Source organism: Streptomyces sp. NPDC006207 (assembly GCF_040613835.1).
Classification (GTDB): domain Bacteria; phylum Actinomycetota; class Actinomycetes; order Streptomycetales; family Streptomycetaceae; genus Actinacidiphila.
The window spans coordinates 15,801-35,906 of the sequence record NZ_JBEXSX010000003.1 but is presented as its reverse complement, the minus strand read 5'-3'; the positions used below and the strand labels follow the sequence as shown (position 1 = coordinate 35,906).

Annotated in this window: 11 protein-coding genes; 5 read left to right on the top strand and 6 right to left on the bottom strand. The window is 72.8% G+C overall.

Going from position 1 to position 20,106, the window contains the following annotated elements:
* The first annotated feature begins 93 nt into the window (after positions 1 to 93).
* Together ABZ312_RS02830 and fxsT are read left to right on the top strand one after the other, a co-directional pair.
* Positions 94 to 1,437 carry a TIR-like protein FxsC gene (locus ABZ312_RS02830; protein ID WP_500436273.1) on the top strand — a complete coding sequence of 448 codons (1,344 nt, stop codon included), beginning with the start codon at positions 94 to 96 and terminating at the stop codon, positions 1,435 to 1,437.
* Entirely contained in the window at positions 1,421 to 5,338 is a 3,918-nt protein-coding gene (fxsT, locus tag ABZ312_RS02825) for an FxSxx-COOH system tetratricopeptide repeat protein (RefSeq protein ID WP_500436271.1), read from the top strand. Before ABZ312_RS02830 ends, fxsT begins: the two co-directional genes overlap by 17 nt.
* Before the next feature lie 7 nt (positions 5,339 to 5,345).
* Here fxsT and ABZ312_RS02820 read toward each other — a convergent pair whose 3' ends face one another.
* Positions 5,346 to 6,236 carry an alpha/beta fold hydrolase gene (locus ABZ312_RS02820; protein WP_500325270.1) on the bottom strand — a complete coding sequence of 297 codons (891 nt, stop codon included), beginning with the start codon at positions 6,234 to 6,236 and terminating at the stop codon, positions 5,346 to 5,348.
* Between the two features lie 37 nt (positions 6,237 to 6,273).
* Positions 6,274 to 7,209: a DUF4231 domain-containing protein gene (locus tag ABZ312_RS02815; protein WP_499514088.1), complete on the bottom strand. Its 936-nt coding sequence runs from the start codon at positions 7,207 to 7,209 to the stop codon at positions 6,274 to 6,276.
* A 163-nt stretch (positions 7,210 to 7,372) separates the two neighbouring features.
* Here ABZ312_RS02815 and ABZ312_RS02810 point away from each other — a divergent pair, with 163 nt between their 5' ends.
* Together ABZ312_RS02810 and ABZ312_RS02805 are read left to right on the top strand one after the other, a co-directional pair.
* Positions 7,373 to 8,152 carry a metallophosphoesterase family protein gene (locus ABZ312_RS02810; protein ID WP_500325268.1) on the top strand — a complete coding sequence of 260 codons (780 nt, stop codon included), beginning with the start codon at positions 7,373 to 7,375 and terminating at the stop codon, positions 8,150 to 8,152.
* A 165-nt stretch (positions 8,153 to 8,317) separates the two neighbouring features.
* Positions 8,318 to 8,815 carry a hypothetical protein gene (locus ABZ312_RS02805; RefSeq protein ID WP_500325266.1) on the top strand — a complete coding sequence of 166 codons (498 nt, stop codon included), beginning with the start codon at positions 8,318 to 8,320 and terminating at the stop codon, positions 8,813 to 8,815.
* A gap of 7 nt (positions 8,816 to 8,822) precedes the next feature.
* Here the strand turns inward: ABZ312_RS02805 and glgB are convergent, their stop codons facing one another.
* From glgB to ABZ312_RS02785, 4 genes are all read right to left on the bottom strand, one after another.
* Positions 8,823 to 11,453 (bottom strand): 1,4-alpha-glucan branching enzyme, encoded by a 2,631-nt coding sequence (glgB, locus tag ABZ312_RS02800; RefSeq protein WP_500436269.1) that lies wholly within the window; start codon positions 11,451 to 11,453, stop codon positions 8,823 to 8,825.
* A 37-nt stretch (positions 11,454 to 11,490) separates the two neighbouring features.
* Positions 11,491 to 12,948 carry a maltokinase N-terminal cap-like domain-containing protein gene (locus ABZ312_RS02795; protein WP_500358372.1) on the bottom strand — a complete coding sequence of 486 codons (1,458 nt, stop codon included), beginning with the start codon at positions 12,946 to 12,948 and terminating at the stop codon, positions 11,491 to 11,493.
* A 253-nt stretch (positions 12,949 to 13,201) separates the two neighbouring features.
* Positions 13,202 to 14,902: a maltose alpha-D-glucosyltransferase gene (treS, locus tag ABZ312_RS02790; RefSeq protein WP_499514093.1), complete on the bottom strand. Its 1,701-nt coding sequence runs from the start codon at positions 14,900 to 14,902 to the stop codon at positions 13,202 to 13,204.
* Positions 14,899 to 16,896 (bottom strand): alpha-1,4-glucan--maltose-1-phosphate maltosyltransferase, encoded by a 1,998-nt coding sequence (locus tag ABZ312_RS02785; protein ID WP_500358371.1) that lies wholly within the window; start codon positions 16,894 to 16,896, stop codon positions 14,899 to 14,901. Before ABZ312_RS02785 ends, treS begins: the two co-directional genes overlap by 4 nt.
* Before the next feature lie 567 nt (positions 16,897 to 17,463).
* Here ABZ312_RS02785 and glgP point away from each other — a divergent pair.
* Positions 17,464 to 20,100: an alpha-glucan family phosphorylase gene (gene glgP / locus ABZ312_RS02780; RefSeq protein ID WP_500358370.1), complete on the top strand. Its 2,637-nt coding sequence runs from the start codon at positions 17,464 to 17,466 to the stop codon at positions 20,098 to 20,100.
* Positions 20,101 to 20,106 lie beyond the last annotated feature (6 nt).

The window sequence follows — 20,106 nt, the reverse complement described above, 5'->3', positions numbered from 1 at the left end:
GCACTATTCTGCCGGAGAATGGACGGTTCCTACACTGAGGCTCCCTCACGAGGGGCGGAGGGGCGTCGTGGCGGCGGGCGGGGGAGATGGCGTATGGCATTACCCGTGGGGCAGGGAGACGTCTCGGACAAGCCCTGTTTCTTCCTCAGTTACGCGCACATCCCCAGGAACGACCCCTCGGATCCCGACCCCGACCTGTGGGTCGCCAAGCTCTACAACGACCTGTGCGCGCACATCCTGCAGATGACGACGCTGCCCGCCGGGGTCAAGGCGGGCTTCATGGACCGGGGGATGAACGTCGGCGAGGGCTGGCCGGAATCGCTCGCCGAGGCGCTGGCGCACTGCCAGGTCTTCGTCCCGCTCTATTCGCCCCGCTACTTCCGCAGCCAGCAGTGCGGCAAGGAGTGGTTCGCCTTCTCCCAGCGCGCCGTCCACCACAGGTCCCTGCACGACCGCCCGATATCCGGCATCGTGCCCGCGCTATGGGTGCCGGTCGCCGCGAACGACATGCCGGGCCCGGCCGAGGGACTGCAGTTCAACCACGCGGACTTCGGCGAGGACTACGCCGCCGAGGGCTTCTACGGGCTGATCAAGCTCAGCTACCTCAAGCACGAGTACGAGCGGGCCGTCTACCGCCTCGCACAGCGCATCGTGCAGGTCGTCGAGGACACCAAGATCGCCAAAGGGCGTCACCTCGACTACCACCACGTCCCCAGTGCCTTCGGCCCCCCGGGCACCAGCCGGCCGCTGCGCGTGACGGTGCTCGCCTGCTGCGACGCCGAGGAACTGCCCGCGGGCCGCAGCCCCACCTGGTACGGGCCCTCGCCGCGCGACTGGAACCCCTACCGCCCGCAGAGCAGCCGGCCGCTCGCCGACCACGCAGCCGACCTGGCGCGCAACCTCGACTACCGGGTCAGCGTGGGGGTGTTCGAGGAGGAGCTGGACCGCCTGCTGGACCCCACGCCCACCGCCCCCGGACTGCTGCTGCTCGACCGCTGGGCGCTGGACTCGCCCGCCCGGCGGGAGATGCTGAGCCGCTTCGGCAGCGAGCACCGGCCCTGGGTCAGCGTCCTGGTGCCGTGGAACCGCGCCGACCCGGAGTCGGGCGGCCACGAGGAGGCCCTGCGCCGCCTCGCCGACGACGCCCTCGACCCCAGCCGCGCGGACGGCCCGGGCGGGCGCTTCGTCCGCAACAACATCCCGAGCCTGGAGGCGTTCAGCGACGACGTGCCCAGGGCCGTGGGACGCGCCGCCAAGCACTACGCCGCCCACGCCCCGGCCTTCCCGCCCCAGGGCCCGCACAGTTCGCGCCCCAGGCTCCGGGGCCCGTCCCCAGGGGCGTACGGACCCGAGCGCTCCTCCCCGTACGGCCTGCACGACGACCGCGGCACCACGGAACCCGACAAACCGGAGGGCGAGGATGACCGAGAGCCGTAACGGACGTGTGATCACGTTCTACTCGTACAAGGGCGGCACCGGACGGACCATGGCCCTGGCGAACACCGCCTGGATCCTCGCCGCCAACGGCCACCGGGTGCTGACGGTGGACTGGGACCTGGAGGCCCCGGGCCTCTTCCGCTTCTTCCACCCCTTCCTGGACCCCTCCGCGCTCGCGGCCACCACCGGCATGATCGACCTGATCACCGAGTACCGGGAGGAGGCGCTGCGCGACGTGCCGCGGCCGCCCGACTGGCACCGCCAGTTCGCCCGGGTCCGCCCGCACGCCATATCCCTCAACTGGGCCTTCCCCGGCGGCGGCAGCCTGGACTACCTGTCCGCGGGCCGGCAGGACCGCAACTACTCCACCGCGCTCACCGGCATCGACTGGGACGTCTTCTACGACCGCTTCGGCGGCGGCCAGTTCCTGGACGCCATGCGCGCGGACATGCGCCGCCACTACGACTACGTCCTCATCGACAGCCGTACCGGCCTCAGCGACATCGCCGACATCTGCACCGTCCACATGCCCGACGAGCTGGTGGTCTGCTTCACCCTCAGCGACCAGAGCATCTTCGGCGCCGCCGCCGTCGCCCGTGACATCGAGGAGCGCTACAACGGCCGGGGCATCCGCATCTTCCCCGTGCCCATGCGCATCGACGACGGCGAGAAGGAGAAGGCGGACGCCGGACGGGCCCTGGCCCGCGCCCAGTTCGACGGTCTCCCGGCCGGCATGGACGACGACGAACTCGTCTCCTACTGGGGGTCGGTGGAGATCCCCTACCGCCCCTTCTACGCCTACGAGGAGATCCTGGCGACCTTCGGGGACGCCCCGGGCCTGTCCAGCTCGATGCTGTCGGCCTGCGAACGCCTGACCTCCGTGGTCTCCGGCGGCGCGGTGAACTCGCTGCCCCCGATCGCGGAGTCCGAACGGCTGCGCTGGGCGGCGGAGTTCACCCGGCGCAGGCCCGTCCCGCCGTCCGGCCTGGTGCTGGCGTACGTGCCCGAGGACCGCATGTGGGCGGACTGGATCGAGTGGATCCTGACCCGGGCCGGGTTCCGGGTCGTCCCCTGGGACGTGGAGACCCACACCGCCCCCGCGGAACAGCCCGCCGTGGCCGGGGCCTCCGCCCGCACCCTCGTCGTGCTCTCCGCCGCCTACCTGCGGTCCCGGCGGGCCATGCGGGTGTGGGAGTCGAGCTCGGGCACCGACCCCTCGGGCCCGCAGCACCAACTGCTGCCGATCCGGGTCGGCGACGTCCGCCCCGGCCCGCCGCTGGCCCAGCGCAGCCCGGTCAGCCTGGTGCGGCTCGACCACGCCGCGGCCGCCACCACGCTGCTGCGCGCCCTCGGCCGTGACGACACGGACCTCAGCCCGACCGCCATGACCAACGGCCCGCGCTACCCCGTCGGCGACCCCAAGGTGTCCAACCTGCGGCCCCGCAACACCTTCTTCACCGGCCGCTCCACCGTCCTGGACCGGCTGCGCGACCGCCTGGGCGGCGGCAACCCCTCCGTCCAGCCCTTCCCGCAGACCCTCCACGGCCTCGGCGGCGTCGGCAAGACGCAGGTGGCGCTGGAGTACGCGCACCGCTTCAAGGCCGACTACGACCTCGTGTGGTGGATCGAGGCGGAGCAGGAGGACCGGATCGCGCCCTCCCTCGCCGAACTCGCCCGCCGCCTGGAGCTGAGGGTCGGCGACAGCGTGTCCGAGGCCGCCGAGGCGGCCCGTGAGGAACTGGCCACCGGCACCCGCTTCCCGCGCTGGCTGCTGGTGTTCGACAACGTCGAGGACCCCGAGCGGGTGCGCCGCTTCTTCCCCGGGGGACGCGGCCACATCGTGGTCATCGCCCGGAACAAGCCGCCGACGGGACCGACCGAGCCCCTGGAGATCGAGGTCTTCAACCGCTCGGAGAGCGTGGAGCACCTGCGCCGCCGGGTCGGCGGGATGAGCCGGGAGGACGCCGGGCAGGTGGCCGAGGCGGTCGGTGACCTGCCGCTGGCGGTCGAGGTGGCCGCCGCGTGGCTCGCCGAGACCGCCACCCCCGTCGACGTCTACGTGCACCAGCTCAAGGAGCAGACGACCAAGGCGCTGTCGGTCACCACCGCCGCCGGCTACCCGCGGGAGGTCGGGGCGACCTGGAGCATCTCCATCAGCCGGCTGCGCAACCAGTCCAAGGCCGCCGTCCGGCTGCTGGAGCTGTGCGCGTTTTTCGCGGCCGAGCCGATCTCGATGACCCTCATCGAGAGCGACTCCATGATCCAGGCGCTGCTGCCGCACGACCCCCAGCTGCGCGACCGCTACATGCTCGGCAAGGTCATCCAGGCGCTCAACCGCTTCGCCCTGGCCAAGGTCGACCCGGCCGACAGCAGCATCCAGGTGCACCGGCTGGTGCAGGCCGCCGTGCGCTCGGAGATGTCGCAGGACGACCAGCAGGACACGATGCACGAGGTGCACCGCATCCTCGCCGAGGCCCGGCCGCCGGAGGACGCCATCAACGACCCGGCGAACTGGCCCGGGTTCGAGCTGATCTGGCCGCACCTCGCGCCGTCGCAGGCCGAGGACTGCCGCGAGGAGAAACCACGCCAGCTGCTGGTCAACCGTGTCCGCTACCTGTGGAAGAGCGGCGAACTGGAGCAGGCCAGGCAACTGGCCGAGCAACTGCTCGGCGTGTGGCAGCAGTCCCTCGGCGAGGACGACCTGCAGACCCTCAACCTGCAGTTCGAGCTCGCCAACGTGCTCCGCTCGCAGGGCAAGTACCAGGAGGCCCGGCAGTACGACGAGGACACCCTGGCCCGGCAGACCGCCCTGCTGGCCCCCGGCCACCCGCACACCCTGATCACCGGCGGCAGCCTCGCCGCGGACCTGCGGGCGCTGGGCCTGTTCCAGGAGGCCAGGGAACGCGACGAGCAGATCTACGCCGGCTTCAAGGACATCTTCGGCGAGCAGCACCCGCGCTCGCTCGTCGCGGCCAACAACCTCGCCATCGACTACCGGCTCACCGGGGACTCCGAACTCGCCCGCCGGCTGGACCAGGAGACCGTGGACCGGCGCACCCCGATGCTCGGCGACCGCCACCCGTACACCCTGTCCACCAAGGCCAACCTCGCCCGCGACCTGCGGGAGATCGGCGACTACACCGGTTCCGTCGCGATGCTCGAAGAGGTGATGGACGTCTTCCAGGACGTCCTCAACCCCGACGTGCCCGAGACCCTCCGCAACGCCAAGAGCCTCGCCGTCTCGCTGCGCAAGGCGGGCCGCGCCGCGGAGGCGATGCGGCTCACCCAGGTGACGTACGACCGCTACCTGGAGCGGTACGGGCCCGACGTGCCCGACACGCTCGCCTGCGCGCTCAACCTCGCCGCCGACTACTCGGCGGCCGGCGACAAGGCGAAGGCCCGCGACCTGGCGACCGACGCCCTCGCCGCCTACCGCCGGCTGCTCGGCGACGACCACCCGTTCACCCTGGCCTGCCGCAACAACCTCGCCATCTACCTGCGGGGCAGCGGCAACGCCGAGGAGGCCGTGGCGGTCGGCACCGAAACCCTGGCCGGGCTGGAACGCGCGGTCGGCCCCCGGCACCCCTACACCCTCAACTGCACGATCAACCTGGGCAACGCCACGGGCGAACAGGGGGACACCGACCGTGCCGTGACCCTCCTGGAGACCGCACTGCGCGGCCTCACCGAGCGCTACGGTCCCGAGCACCCGGACGCCCTGGCCTGCGAGATCAACCTGGCCTACGCCCTGCGGCAGTCCGGCCGGCACGCACGGGCGCAGGCGATCCGCAGCAAGGTGCTCCCGGAGTGCGTACGGCTGCTCGGCGAGGAGCACCCCCTCAGCCGGGCCGCCCGCGAGTGGTACCGGGTCAACCGGGACCTGGAGCCGCAGCCGGTGTGAGCGGCGGTCAGGCGGGCATCGACCGCGCCCGACCGCCCCCGGCGGCCGCCCAGGCGAGCACCTTGGGCAGCACCGACAGGGCCGCGAAGTGCGCGGCCCCCGGCTGCACCACCATGCTCGCGCCGGGGATGTGCTCGGCCAGCCAGCGCGAGTGCGCCACCGGCGAGAACACGTCGTCCTCGCCGTGCCACAGCAGCACCGGCGCCGCGATGCGGTCCAGTCCGAACCCCCAGCTACGGTTGAACGCCAGCGTGTCGTCGATCCAGCCGTCGGCCGAGGTGCGCAGCGCCTCCGCGTAGGTGCGCAGCAGCATCGTGCGCAGGCCCGCGTCCGCGATCACCCGCTGGTCCGGCTCCGGCATCTCCTCCCGGAGCACGGCGAGCAGGCTGGCCGGGTCGTCGCGGATGGTGCGGGAGCGCAGTTCCAGCCGGGCGGCGAGCCGCCGTTGCGCCGCGTCGGCGGTGGTGTGGTCGCGGACGTTGGACCGGGTCATCCCCGCGTACCAGGCGAGCCCCTGCGCGTCCCGCGGCGCGAGCCCCACCAGCACCGCCACCCGCGTCACACGGTCGGGCAGCAGCGCGGCGCACGCGAGCGAGTGCGGCCCGCCGCCCGAGCGGCCGACCACCGCGAACGCGTCCAGGCCCATGGCGTCGGCGATCGCCGCGACATCGGCGGCGACGTCCGCGACCCGCCGGCCGGGCAGCCGCTCGGAGCCGCCGTACCCGGGCCGGTCGAAGGAGATCAGCCGCACCCCCAGCCGGTACAGCACGGCGCTGCGCGGCACCGGGCCGAGCCGGCTGCCGGGTGTGCCGTGCAGCAGGAACACGGGCCTGCCCCGCGGATCGCCCCGGGTCTCCACCGCCAGTTCCCGCCCGTCCCTCGCCCGTACGACACGCACTGCGAGCAGCCCCCTCTCGTGTCCCGCGGTCCGTCCCTCACACGCGCATCTCGCGCCTCGCCTGCCAGGTGGTGTGCTCCCGGGACACCGCGTCCTCGGCGTCCCGGGTCAGCTGCGACCACAGGTGCTCGGCATGCGGGTCGTCCAGGTCCAAGGACGCCAGCTGCACCCGGATCAGCTCCAGTTCGTCGGCCGCCACCCGGTACGCCGCGGCCAGCGGGCTGTACTGGCGCAGCTGCGCCCAGGCCGCCACCGAGGCCGTGATGGCCGACACGAAGCCAAGGGTGTCGAAGGGTGACCAGCCGCCCGCCCGCAGCACCAGGAAGAGGACGCCGAGCAGCGGGAAGGCCATCGCCAGCCGTCCCGCCCGGCGCCCGTTCACCTCGCAGCGGACCGCCTTCATCGTGTACCACTCGTGCTGCACCCGGATGCGCTCCCGCAGGTACACGTCGTGCCGCACGCGCAGCGGCGCGTCCCGCAGCCGCCGCATCGCCGGGGTGATGCCCGAGTCGACGTGGGAGGGCAGGGCCCTGCTGCGCCGGAAGGTGTGCAGGACGTCACCGAGCTGCAGCCGGTACAGGGCGTCCGGGTCGCGTTCGTCGCCGGGCGGCGTGAAGGGGTCGGCCCGCACCGAGTACTTCCAGGCGAGCGTCTTCATGGACTCGGCCAGCGCCCGGCCCTCGTACCACAGCGCCTGCGGGTTCTGGCGGTGGATCACCCAGGTGGTCCACGCGGCGTACGCGAACAGGACGGCCGCGAGCCAGGAAGCCCAGTGCAGGCGGCCCGCGGTGGCGTCGAAGGAGCTGAAGACGGAGGCCACCGTGAGCAGCCCGAGCTGCTGGCGCGACAGCCGTACGGTCTGCCACTGGCCCCGCAGTGACGCCCGGTCGGCGGACCGGAACAGGTCCGGGAGCAACTCGCGTTCGCTCACCATCGGCAGCGGCCCCCCGCACTCGCTGAATCCCGCAGTCATCCCAGTATGGGCGTGCCGGGGGCGGCAGCCCAGTAGGCGTCCGGCCGAACTCCCGCTCCCCGCACGCGCCGTGGCCGCGCGGGCGGCGCCGCGCGCGGCACGTCCGTCACGCCCTCGGCGAACGTGCGCCGCACGGGCCGGAGCGGCGGGCAGGCTGAGGGGTGTGCTGACACGAGTCGCGGTCCTGTCCGACGTCCACGGCAACCTGCCGGCCCTGCAGGCCGTACTGGCCGAGCCCGACGTCCGCACCGCCGAGCGGGTGGTCCTCACCGGGGACCACGCGGCGGGCCCGATGCCGGTGCCCACCCTCGACGCGCTGCGCGACCTCGGCGGGCGCGCCCTGTGGATCCGCGGCAACGCGGACCGCGAACTGGTCGAGCACCGCCGTACGGGCAGGACCACCGGGTACCCGGAGTCGGACTGGGCCGCGCGACGGCTCCGCGAGGACCAGGTGACCCTGCTGGCAGGCCTCCCGGACACCGTGGAGCTGGAGGTCGACGGCCCGGGCCGGACGCTGTTCTGCCACGCAACCCCGCGCGACGACGAGGAGATCGTGCTCGTCGACTCCCGCGCCGAGCGCTGGGCCGAGGTGATGTCCGGCGTCGCCCCCGAGGTGGAGACCGTCGTCTGCGGGCACACGCACATGCCGTACGCCCGGGTCGTCCACGGCCGGCTGGTCGTCAACCCCGGGAGCGTCGGTATGCCGTACGGCCGCGGCGGCGCCCACTGGGCGCTCCTGGGCGCGGGCGGCGTCCAGCTGCGTCGCACCGTCTACGACCGCGAGGCGGCGGCCGCACGGATCGTCGCGGAGTCCGGCTTCGACGGCGCGGCGCGGTGGGTGCGGGAGTACGTCCTCGGCTGCCATCCGGCCGAGGCCGTGATCGACGCGTGGGGCCCGCGCGACGGGCGGCCCGCGCTACGAGGCCGCCCTGCGCCACCGTGACGGCGACGCCCCGATGGCCGGCCGCTACGGCCGCTGGCTGGGGGCCCCTTCGACCTGGGCCGCCGCTGCGCCCAGTCCGGCGTCAGCACCCTCACCGTCAGGGTCGACGGCGACCGGGCGTACTTCTTCCTCGACCGGCGCGACGCCCAGGGCGTGGCCACCGCCATGAACACCACCCACGTCGTCCCCGCCGGGGAGTTCCAGCCGCACGCCGACGTGCTGCCGGTCTGGCACTCCGACCTGGACCTGTGGCACAACACGATGCGCGAGTACGCGGAGGAGTTCCTCGGAGCGCCGGACGCCGGGGGCGTCGGCGGGGCGACCCTCGACTACGACACCGACGAGCCGTACGCGAGCATGAACCGCGCCGCCCGCGAGGGCCGGGCCCGCTTCAGCTTCCTCGGGCTCGGGCTCGACCCGCTGAACTGGAAGCCGGAGCTGCTCACCGTCTGCGTGTGGGAGGCCGCGACCTTCGACACCGTCTTCGGCGGCATGACCGAGCGCAACGAGGAGGGTGTGATCGTGGTCGGCCACGGCCACCGGGGGCTGCCCTTCACCGAGGAGAACGTCCTCGGCTACGCCAGGCACCCCCGCACCCACTCCGCGGGGCGGGCCTGCCTGCACCTGGCGTGGCGCAGGCGGGCCGCACTCGGCATCCCGTGACGTACGGTCAGGCCGGCCGCAGCCAGACCGTGGCCAGCGGCGGCAGGGTGAGCTGCACGCTCTCGCGCCGGCCGTTCCAGGCGACCGGCTCGGACTTCAGCGGCTCGGGGTTGGTGACGTCGCTCCCGCCGTACGCGGCGGCGTCGGTGTTGAGCACCTCCCGCAGCGCCTCCACCCCGTCCGGCACGCCGATCCGGTAGCCGTGGCGGACCACCGGCGAGAAGTTGCTGACCGCGACCAGCGGGTTCCCCCCGGCGTCGAGGCGCACGAAGGAGAAGACGTTGTCCTCGGCGGCGCCGCCGTCGAGCCAGGCGAAGCCGTCCGGGGTGGTGTCGAGCTGCCACAGCGCCGGTGTGGCCCGGTAGCAGGTGTTGAGGTCACGGACGAGGTCCCGCACTCCGCGGTGGTCGCCCGCCGCGGAGTAGGTCTCGTCGAGCAGCCACCAGTCCGGCCCGTGGTCGTGGGACCACTCGGCTCCCTGCGCGAACTCCTGTCCCATGAAGAGCAGTTGCTTGCCCGGGTGGGCCCACATGAAGCCGAGGTAGGCGCGGTGGCCGGCGCGCTGCTGCCACCAGTCGCCGGGCATCTTGGCCACCAGCGCGCCCTTGCCGTGGACGACCTCGTCGTGCGAGATCGGCAGGACGTAGTTCTCGCTGTAGGCGTACACCATCGAGAAGGTCATCTCGTTGTGGTGGTACTTGCGGTGCACCGGCTCGTGCTTGATGTACTCCAGCGAGTCGTGCATCCACCCCATGTTCCACTTCAGGCCGAAGCCGAGCCCGCCGAAGCCGGCCGGGCCGACGTGGTGGGTGGGCCGGGTGACGCCGTCCCAGGCGGTGGACTCCTCGGCGATGGTGACGACACCGGGGCAGCGCCGGTAGACGGTCGCGTTCATCTCCTGCAGGAAGGCGACGGCGTCCAGGTCCTCGCGCCCGCCGTACGCGTTCGGCGCCCACTGGCCGTCCTCGCGGGAGTAGTCCAGGTAGAGCATGGAGGCGACGGCGTCCACCCGCAGCCCGTCGATGTGGAACTCCTCGCACCAGTAGACCGCGTTGGCCACCAGGAAATTGCGGACCTCGGTGCGGCCGAAGTCGAACTCCAGCGTCCCCCAGTCGGGATGGTCCCCGCGCCAGGGGTGCTCGTAGAGGTTGGTGCCGTCGAAGTCCGCCAGCGCCCAGTCGTCCTTGGGGAAGTGAGCCGGCACCCAGTCCATGATGACGCCGATGCCCGCCCGGTGCAGCGCGTCCACCAGGTACCGGAAGTCGTCCGGGGTGCCCATCCGGGCGGTGGGGGCGTAGTACGAGGTGACCTGGTAGCCCCACGAGCCGCCGAAGGGGTGCTCGGCGACCGGCATCAGCTCCACGTGCGTGAAGCCCAGGTCGCGCACGTACGCCGGGAGCTGTTCGGCCAGTTCGCGGTACGACAGCCCCGGCCGCCACGAGGCGAGGTGCACCTCGTACACCGACAAGGGCGCCTCGTGCACCGGCACGCGGCCGCGCGAGGCCATCCAGTCGGCGTCCTGCCATTCGTGGCGGGACGCGGTGACGACGGAGGCGGTGGCGGGCGGTGTCTCGGTGCGGCGGGCCATCGGGTCGGCCTTGAGCCGCCGTTGGCCGTCCGGCCCGCAGACCTCGAACTTGTAGCGCTGCCCCTCGCCGACCTCGGGCAGGAACAGCTCCCACACGCCGGACGAGCCCAGTGAGCGCATCGGGAAGGCGGTGCCGTCCCAGCAGGTGAAGTCGCCGACCACCCGCACCCCGCGCGCGTTGGGCGCCCACACGGTGAACCGGGTGCCGGTGACGCCCTCATGGGTCATCGGCTCGGCGCCGAGCGCCTTCCACAACTGCTCGTGCCGCCCCTCGTTGATCAGGTGCAGGTCGAACTCGCCGAGCGCCGGCAGGAAGCGGTACGGGTCGTCCACCTCGCGCTCGTCGCCGTCGTAGGTGACGGCGAGCCGGTACGCGGGGACCTCGGTCAGCGGCAGCACACCGCTGAACAGCCCGTCGCCCTCGTGGTGCAGCACCGTCCGCGCCCCGTCGCCGGTGACGACGGCCACGCTCCGCGCGTACGGCCGCAGCGCCCGGAAGGCCAGGCCGTCCGCCACGCGGTGGACGCCGAGCAGCCCGTGCGGGTCGTGGTGGGCGCCGTCCAGCAGCCGGCGCCGCTCGCCGGGGTCGAGCTCCGGGGCCGGGGGCACATCGCCGGTCACGGGGCCGGCGGCCGGCGCGACCTCGGGCGCGGGCGGCGGCGCCTGGTGGCCGACCCCCGCGGGGGGCGCGGTGCGCGGCGCGGTGCCCGAGGCGGCCGGCCGCCCGGACCCGCCAGGGTCGTAGCCCCGCGCGACGGCCTCGGAGGAGCCGGACGCCTCCGGTCGCGGGCGGTCCGCTGCGGCCGGGCGGGCGCCCTCGGACGCGGGTTCCGCGCCGACGGTCTTCCCCCCACGTGCGGGCTTCGCACCGGCGGCCTTCTGCGGCCCGGCGGCCGAGGCCGGCGGGGTCTGCGGGGCGGCGGGGGGCGGCGGGGGAGCCGAGCCCTCGGACCCGGTGCCGCGTGCGGGACGTGCGGCGCGGGCCCTCCCGTTCCCGCCCGGGCCGGGGGTGCCGGGGGTGGAGTCGGGGAACGGCTGGCGATGGGTCACGGTCAGGTCCTCCTCGGATGGGCGTGGGGGCGCCCGGTCAGGGGGTGCGGCCGTGCGGCGGCTGCGCGAGGCGGCGCACCGCGGCCATGGGGATGGGGAGCCAGGCCGGCCGGTGCCTGGCCTCGTAGAGCACTTCGTAGACGGCCTTGTCGGTCTCGTAGGCGCGTATGACGACGGGCTCGTCCCTCGGATCGGTCCCGGTGGCCTCCGCGTAGCCCGCGCAGAAGGCGGCGCGCTGCGTCTTGGCCCATTCGGGCGCCCCGGAGGCGGACGGGTCGTGGTGCCGGGCGGCGTAGTCGAAGGAGCGCAGCATCCCGGCGACGTCCTGCACCGGGGACGCGGGACGGCGGCGTTCGGGCAGCGGCCGCGCCGGCTCGCCCTCGAAGTCGATCAGCACCCACCCTCCGGGCCCGGTCCGCAGGGCCTGGCCGAGGTGGAGGTCGCCGTGGATGCGCTGGGCGGCCAGCGTCGTGCCGAGCGCCCCGAGTGCGGCGAGGTCGTCGAAGGCGGCCCGCAGCGCCGCGCGGTACGGCCGCAAGGCGGGCACCGCCGCGGCGGCGGCGTCCAGCCGTCCGGCCATCGCGGCGGCGAGCAGTTCGATCTGCGGACGGCGCAGGGTGCTCGTCGGCAGGGCACGCGCCAGCGCCAGGTGGACCTCCGCGGTCGCGCGCCCCAGCGCGTGCGCCTCGCCGGAGAAGTCCGTGCCGTCCTCCACCGCCTGCAGGGCGAGTTCCCAGGCCCCGGCGGAACCGGGCAGGAAACGCTGCAGCACGCCGAGCGTGGCGGGCTCGTCGTACAGGCCCAGCGCCTCGAACCAGGCGGCGGGCGCCGCGACGCGCCGCGAACCGGCCCGCGCGAGGGCGAGCGACAGCTCCAGGTCGGGGTTGGGGCCCGGGGCGACCCGCCGGAACAGCTTGAGGATGAACGTGTCGCCGTAGATGACCGAGCTGTTGGACTGCTCCGCGGTGGACAGCCGCGGCGCCAGCCCCGCCGGGATCGCCGCAGCGGGCTCGGAGCCGAAGCGCAGGTGCCCGGTGCGGCCGGGCGCCCGCAACCGCTCCAACAGCAGGGACGTCAGACGCGGGTCGTGCAGCGCCTCGTAGATGGTGAGGCCGTCCAGGGGTCCGCCGACGGCGTGCCCGACGAGCGCCGGGGCCAGCGCGGGCGGCAGCAGCGCCCGGGTGCCGAGCAGCAACTGGTAGGTGTCGGCTGGCTTCCCGTGCCCGGTGCCCGGCATCCGCTCCTGCACGTCCTGGTGGACGTCGAGCAGAAGATGGAGCAGTCCTGGGGTGCCGAGCCGCCCGTCGGCGGGCAGCAGCTCGGTGGCCGAGACCAGCCCGAAGCCGCTGATCGGCCGCCCCTTCCCGGCGAACCACCGCTGCCGGGGCAGCCATTCCCGCAGCAGCGGGCCGAGCGCGGAGAGCAGTCCCGGTGCCGGGGGCACGGTGGTCCCCGGCCGGACTGCTGAGGTGCGAAGCCACGAGGTGTCCGACATGACGTCCTTTCCTCGGGTGCCGGGCCTGCTGGTTCCCTAAGTGAAGGGGCGCGCTGCGGCGATGGTCCGACGAGTGGGACGTGTCGGACGAATATCATCCGAGCCGGTGGAGCAATTGGCGTACTTGGCGTACGAGGGACAAGGGCCCGTACAGCATCCGATTTGACGCTGGATCCGGCAGGGGGAGCCTGCCCCGGCGGCCCGGCACGAAACCGTGCCGGGCCGCCGGGTCGCCGTCACCCGGCAGGTCCGCCTACGCCACGTCGCGGCGGAGCCGGAACCAGTAGAAACCGTGACCGGCGAGGGTGAGCAGGTAGGGCCACTCGCCGATGGCCGGGAAGCGCACCCCGCCGATCAGCTCGACGGGATGCCGGCCGGTGAAGGCCCGCAGGTCGAGTTCGGTGGGCTGGGCGAAGCGCGAGAAGTTGTTCACGCACAGGACGAGGTCGTCCTTGTACTCGCGCAGGAAGGCCAGGACGGCCGGGTTGGTGGAGGGCAGCTCGGTGTACGAACCGAGTCCGAAGGCCGGGTTCTGCTTGCGGATCTCCACCATCCGGCGGGTCCAGTGCAGCAGCGAACTCGGCGAGCTCATCTGCGCCTCGACGTTGGTGACTTGGTAGCCGTAGACCGGGTCCATGATGGTCGGCAGGTAGAGCCGGCCCGGGTCGCAGGAGGAGAAGCCCGCGTTGCGGTCCGGGGTCCACTGCATCGGCGTGCGCACCGCGTCGCGGTCACCGAGCCAGATGTTGTCGCCCATGCCGATCTCGTCGCCGTAGTAGAGGATCGGCGAGCCCGGCAGGGAGAGCAGCAGGGCGGTGAAGAGCTCGATCTGGTTGCGGTCGTTGTCCAGCAGCGGGGAGAGCCGGCGCCGGATGCCGATGTTGGCCCGCATGCGCGGGTCCTTGGCGTACTCCGCGTACATGTAGTCGCGCTCTTCGTCCGTCACCATCTCGAGCGTCAGCTCGTCGTGGTTGCGCAGGAAGATGCCCCACTGGCAGTTGTGCGGGATGGCCGGGGTCTTGGCCAGGATCTCCGAGACCGGGTAGCGGGACTCCCGGCGCACCGCCATGAAGATGCGCGGCATGACCGGGAAGTGGAAGGCCATGTGGCACTCGTCGCCGCCCTTGGCGTAGTCGCCGAAGTAGTCGACCACGTCCTCGGGCCACTGGTTGGCCTCGGCGAGCAGGACGGTGTCGGGGTAGTGGGCGTCGATCTCCTCGCGCACCATCTTCAGGAAGCCGTGGGTGCGCGGCAGGTTCTCGCAGTTGGTGCCCTCCTCCTGGTACAGGTACGGCACCGCGTCCAGCCGGAAGCCGTCGATGCCGAGGTCCAGCCAGAAGCGCAGGGCGGCCAGGATCTCCTCCTGGACCTTGGGGTTCTCGTAGTTGAGGTCCGGTTGGTGCGAGAAGAAGCGGTGCCAGTAGTACTGCTTGCGTACCGGGTCGAAGGTCCAGTTGGAGCTCTCGGTGTCGACGAAGATGATGCGGGCGTCCTGGTACTGCTTGTCGTCGTCCGCCCAGACGTAGTAGTCGCCGTAGGGGCCGTCGGGGTCCGTGCGGGACTGCTGGAACCAGTCGTGCTGGTCGCTGGTGTGGTTGACGACGAAGTCGATGATCACGCGCATACCGCGTTGGTGGGCGGCGTCCACGAACTCCACGAAGTCGGCCAGGTCCCCGAACTCCGGCAGCACGGCCGTGTAGTCCGAGACGTCGTAGCCGCCGTCGCGCAGCGGCGAGGCGAAGAACGGCGGCAGCCACAGGCAGTCGACCCCGAGCCACTGCAGGTAGTCCAGTTTGGCGGTGAGCCCTTTGAGGTCGCCGATGCCGTCGCCGTTGCTGTCCTGGAAGGACCGTACGAGCACTTCGTAGAAGACGGCCCGCTTGAACCAGTCGGGATCCCGGTCCTTGGCCGGGGTGTCTTCGAACGTGTCAGGTACGGGTTCGTTGACGATCAAGTGGGTGACCCTCCTGTCGATGGAGTAGGTCGCAGGGTGAGGATGTGCGCGGGCGCGCGGCCCGGCTCGAGGCGCACATAGTTGTCCCTGCCCCAGTGGTAGGTCTCGCCGGTGAGCTCGTCGCGCACCGGGGTGGACTCGTGCCACGCGAGGCCGAGTTCCGGCATGTTCAACGAGACGGTCGCCTCCTGGGTGTGGTGCGGGTCCAGGTTGACGACCACCAGTACGACGTCGCTGCCGTCGCCCGAGCGCTTGGAGTACGCCAGCACCGCGTCGTTGTTCACGGGGTGGAAGCGCAGGTCGCGCAGCTGCTGGAGCGCGGGGTGGCGGCGTCGCAGCCGGTTCAGCGTGGTGAGCAGCGGAGCCAGCGAACGGCCTTCGGCCTCGGCTGCCGCCCAGTCACGGGGCTTGAGCTCGTACTTCTCCGAGTGTAGGTACTCTTCGCTTCCCTCGCGCACCGGCGCGTTCTCGCAGAGCTCATATCCGGCGTACACCCCCCATGTGGGGGAAAGGGTCGCGGCGAGTACCGCGCGCGCCTCGAACGCCGGGCGGCCGCCGCGCTGCAGGTAGGCGTGGAGGATGTCCGGGGTGTTGACGAAGAAGTTGGGCCGCATGTAGGCCGCGGCCTCACCGGACAGCTCCGTCAGGTACTCCGTCAGTTCCTGCTTGCCGTTGCGCCAGGTGAAGTAGGTGTACGACTGCTGGAAGCCGATCTGGGCCAGTGTGTGCATCATGGCCGGACGGGTGAACGCCTCCGCCAGGAAGATGACGTCGGGGTCGGTGCGGTTGATGTCGGCGATGACCTTCTCCCAGAAGACCACCGGTTTGGTGTGCGGGTTGTCGACCCGGAAGATCCGCACCCCGTGGTCCATCCAGTGCCGCAGCACCCGCTCGGTCTCCTGCACGATGCCGCTGAAGTCGGCGTCGAAGGCGATCGGGTAGATGTCCTGGTACTTCTTCGGCGGGTTCTCGGCGTACGCGATCGAGCCGTCCGCCCGGGTGGTGAACCACTCGGGGTGCTTGCCGACCCACGGGTGGTCCGGCGAGCACTGCAGCGCGAAGTCCAGCGCGATCTCCAGGCGCAGCTCACGGGCCCGCTCCACGAAGAAGTCGAAGTCCTCGATCGTCCCGAGGTCCGGGTGCACGGCGTCGTGGCCGCCCTCCGCGGAGCCGATCGCCCAGGGGGAGCCCACGTCGTGCGGGCCGGGGTCGAGCGTGTTGTCGGGCCCTTTGCGGAACGCTGCGCCGATCGGGTGGACGGGCGGCAGGTAGACCACGTCGAAGCCCATCGCGGCGATCGCCGGCAGTCGCTCGGCCGCCGTGCGGAAGGTCCCGGACCTCGGTGGCCGGCGGCCCGTGGGGTCCACCACGGCGCCTTCGGACCGGGGGAACATCTCGTACCAGGACCCGAACAGCGCCCGCTGCCGCTCCACCTGGAGGGCCGCCGGCCGCGAGGCGCTCACCAGGTCGCGCAGCGGGTGCCGGTCGAGCACCGCCACCACGTCCGGTGCGAGGGCGGCGGTGTGCCGCTCGGCGGCCGTACGGGAGGTGTCGCGCAGGGCGTCGACCGCGGCCAGCACCACGGCCCGGCCGTCCTTCTTCGGTACCCCGGCCGCCGCGCGCTCGTGCAGCTCGGCCCCCTCGGCGAGGACCAGTTCGGTGTCGATGCCGGCGGGGACCTTGATGCCCGCGTGGTGCCGCCAGGTGGCCACCGGATCGCTCCAGGCCTCCACCGTGTACGTCCAGCGGCCCTCCGCGGTGGGCGTCACCTCGGCGCCCCACCGGTCGGTGCCGGGGGCGAGTTCGCGCATGGGGATCCGTGGCCCGGAGCGTCCCGCGGGGCTGCGCAGGACCACGTTCGCCGCCACCGCGTCATGTCCCTCCCGGAACACCGTGGCGGTGACCTGGAAGGTTTCGCCGACCACGGCCTTGGCGGGGCGGCGGCCGCAGTCGACCAGCGGGCGGACGTCCAGGACGGGGATGCGACCGATCATTGCGCCTCACCAGTTTGTGCGGGTGGCCGGACGGGTACCTTCCGCTCTTTTTATCTGCTCCTTGGGATGCCTGCCTGTGGGCATGACCGCTCCTGTCCGCGTTCACTCGGGTGGGCGGATACGAGTTGTGGTGTGGGAGGGTTCGGCGCCGCGTCGCGCAAGGGTGAGCCTGCCCATTGGATGACGGTCGAATACTCCCCGGGAAGGGGTACTGGCGCGTAAGTTGCGCGCCGGGCCGCCCCGGCGGCGCCCGGACGCAGACAACCGGCCACCGTCCGGCGCCCCGGCGCGCGCGGCCGCCGGGGCGCCGGGTCCCGCCCGTGCCCCGGTCCTGGCCGCCGGTCGTAGCTCCCGCGGTGCGCCCCGGCCCGGGGGTCGTGCTGCGGCTGTCGTAGGCGCCGCCCGACACGCTGACGAGGCGTCCGCCGGGCCGCGCGCGGGTGCGTCGGGACGCCCGGCGCGTCCTGGTGCGCCAGGCGACGGGTGCCGCGCGGCGGCGCCGGGCCGAGGGGTGTTGGGGCCCCGGTTGTCACCACCGCACCGAAAGATGCCGCTACCGTCGGAGATGTGAAGGCTATTCGTCGATTCACCGTGCGAACCGTCCTGCCCGAACCACTACGTCCCCTGGGGGAGCTCGCGCAGAATCTGCGCTGGTCCTGGCACAACGAGACCCGTGAGCTGTTCCAGTCCGTCGACCCCGAGGGCTGGAGAGCGGCGGCCGGCGACCCGGTGCGGCTGCTCGGCGCGGTCTCGAAGGACCGGCTGAACGCCCTCGCCAAGGACCGCAGGTTCCTCCGCCGGCTCGGCACCGCCGTCGAGGACCTCCACGACTACCTCGGCAACCCGCGCTGGTACCAGGGCGCCGCCGAGGCCGGGGAACTCCCCGCCGCCATCGCCTACTTCTCGCCCGAGTTCGGCATCACCGCGGCGCTGCCGCAGTACTCCGGCGGCCTCGGCATCCTGGCCGGCGACCACCTCAAGGCCGCCAGCGACCTGGGCGTGCCGTTGATCGGCGTCGGTCTGCTCTACCGGCACGGCTACTTCCGCCAGTCCCTGTCCCGGGACGGCTGGCAGCAGGAGCACTACCCCGTGCTCGACCCCAACGAGCTGCCGCTGTCGCTGCTGCGGGACGAGGACGGCGGCCCCGTCCTGATCGCCCTGGACCTCCCCGGCGGGCGCAGCCTGCGCGCCCACGTGTGGCTGGCCCGGGTCGGCCGGGTCCCGCTGCTGCTGCTCGACTCCGACGTCGAGGAGAACCACCTCAACGAACGGGACGTCACCGACCGCCTCTACGGCGGCGGCAGCGAGCACCGGCTGCTCCAGGAGATGCTGCTCGGCATCGGCGGCGTCCGTGCCGTGCGCACCTACTGCGCGCTGACCGGGCACCCGGCGCCCGAGGTCTTCCACACCAACGAGGGGCACGCGGGCTTCCTCGGCCTGGAACGCATCCGCGAGCTCGCGGCCGACGGAGAAGGGCTGGATTTCGACTCCGCCCTGGAGGCCGTGCGGGCCGGCACGGTCTTCACCACCCACACCCCCGTACCGGCCGGCATCGACCGCTTCGACCGCGAGCTGCTCGCCCGGCACCTGGGCGACGACGGCGAGCTGCGCGGCGTCGACGTCCAGCGGGTGCTGGAGCTGGGGATGGAGACCTACCCCGGCGGCGACCCCAACGTCTTCAACATGGCCGTGATGGGGCTGCGGCTGGCGCAGCGCGCCAACGGCGTGTCCACCCTGCACGGCGGTGTCAGCCGCGAGATGTTCGCCGGGCTGTGGCCGGGCTTCGACCCGGAGGAGGTGCCGATCACCTCCATCACCAACGGCGTGCACGCCCCCACCTGGGTCGCGCCCGAGGTGTTCCGGCTCGGCGCCCGGCAGGCCGGCGTCCAGAACGCCGAGGACGCGATGACCACCGGGCTCGCCGACACCTGGGAGAGCGTCTTCCGCATCCCCGACGCCGCGATCTGGGAGCTCCGCCGGGAGCTGCGCGAACAACTGGTGCGGGAGGTGCGCCGCAGGGTGCGCGCCTCCTGGCGGCAGCGTGGCGCCGGCTCGGCCGAGCTGGGCTGGGTCGACGACGTCCTCGACCCGGACGTGCTGACCATCGGCTTCGCGCGCCGGGTCCCGTCGTACAAGCGGCTCACCTTGATGCTGCGCGACCAGGACCGGCTGATGGAGCTGCTGCTGCACCCGACCCGGCCGATCCAGATCGTCGTCGCGGGCAAGGCGCACCCGGCCGACGACAGCGGCAAGCGGCTGGTGCAGGAGCTGGTGCGCTTCGCCGACGACCCCAGGGTGCGGCACCGCATCGTCTTCCTGCCGGACTACGACATGGCCATGGCCCAGCACCTCTACCCCGGGTGCGACGTCTGGCTCAACAACCCGTTGCGGCCGCTGGAGGCCTGCGGCACCTCCGGCATGAAGGCCGCCCTGAACGGCTGCCTCAACCTGTCCGTCCTGGACGGCTGGTGGGACGAGTGGTTCGACGGCAACAACGGGTGGGCGATCCCCACCGCGGACGGCTTCGGCGCGGCCGGCGACCCCGACCGCCGCGACGACATCGAGGCGGCCGCCCTCTACGACCTGGTCGAGAACCAGGTCGCGCCCCGGTTCTACGACCGCGGCACGCACGGTCTGCCGGTCCGCTGGATCGAGATGGTCCGGCACACCCTGAGCACCCTGGGGCCGAAGGTGCTCGCCGGGCGCATGGTCCGCGAGTACGTGACCCGGCTGTACGCGCCCGCCGCCCGCGCCCACCGCCTCGCGGGCGGCGGGGAGTCCGTCGAACTCGCCGCGTGGAAGCGGCGGGTGCGGGAGCAGTGGCCGCTGGTCGCGGTCGACCACGTGGAGACCGGTGCCTCGGTCGGCGGCTCCCCGGAGCTCGGGACCACGCTCACCCTGCGCGTCCAGGTGGCCCTCGGCGGCCTGGAGCCCGGGGACGTGGACGTCCAGGTGGTGTCCGGGCGCGTCGACGACTCCGACCGGATCGCCGATCCGACCGTGGTCTCCCTCAAACCGGGCGGGCGGCCGGACCTGGAGGGCCGCTGGCTCTACGAGGGCCCGCTCACCCTCGACCGCACCGGCCCCTTCGGCTACACCGTCCGCGTGCTGCCGATGCACCGGCTGCTCGCCTCGGTCGCCGAGCTCGGGCTGATCGCGGTGCCGCCCGAGGCGACGGGGATGACGGCCGGCGTGCTGCGCTGAGCCGGA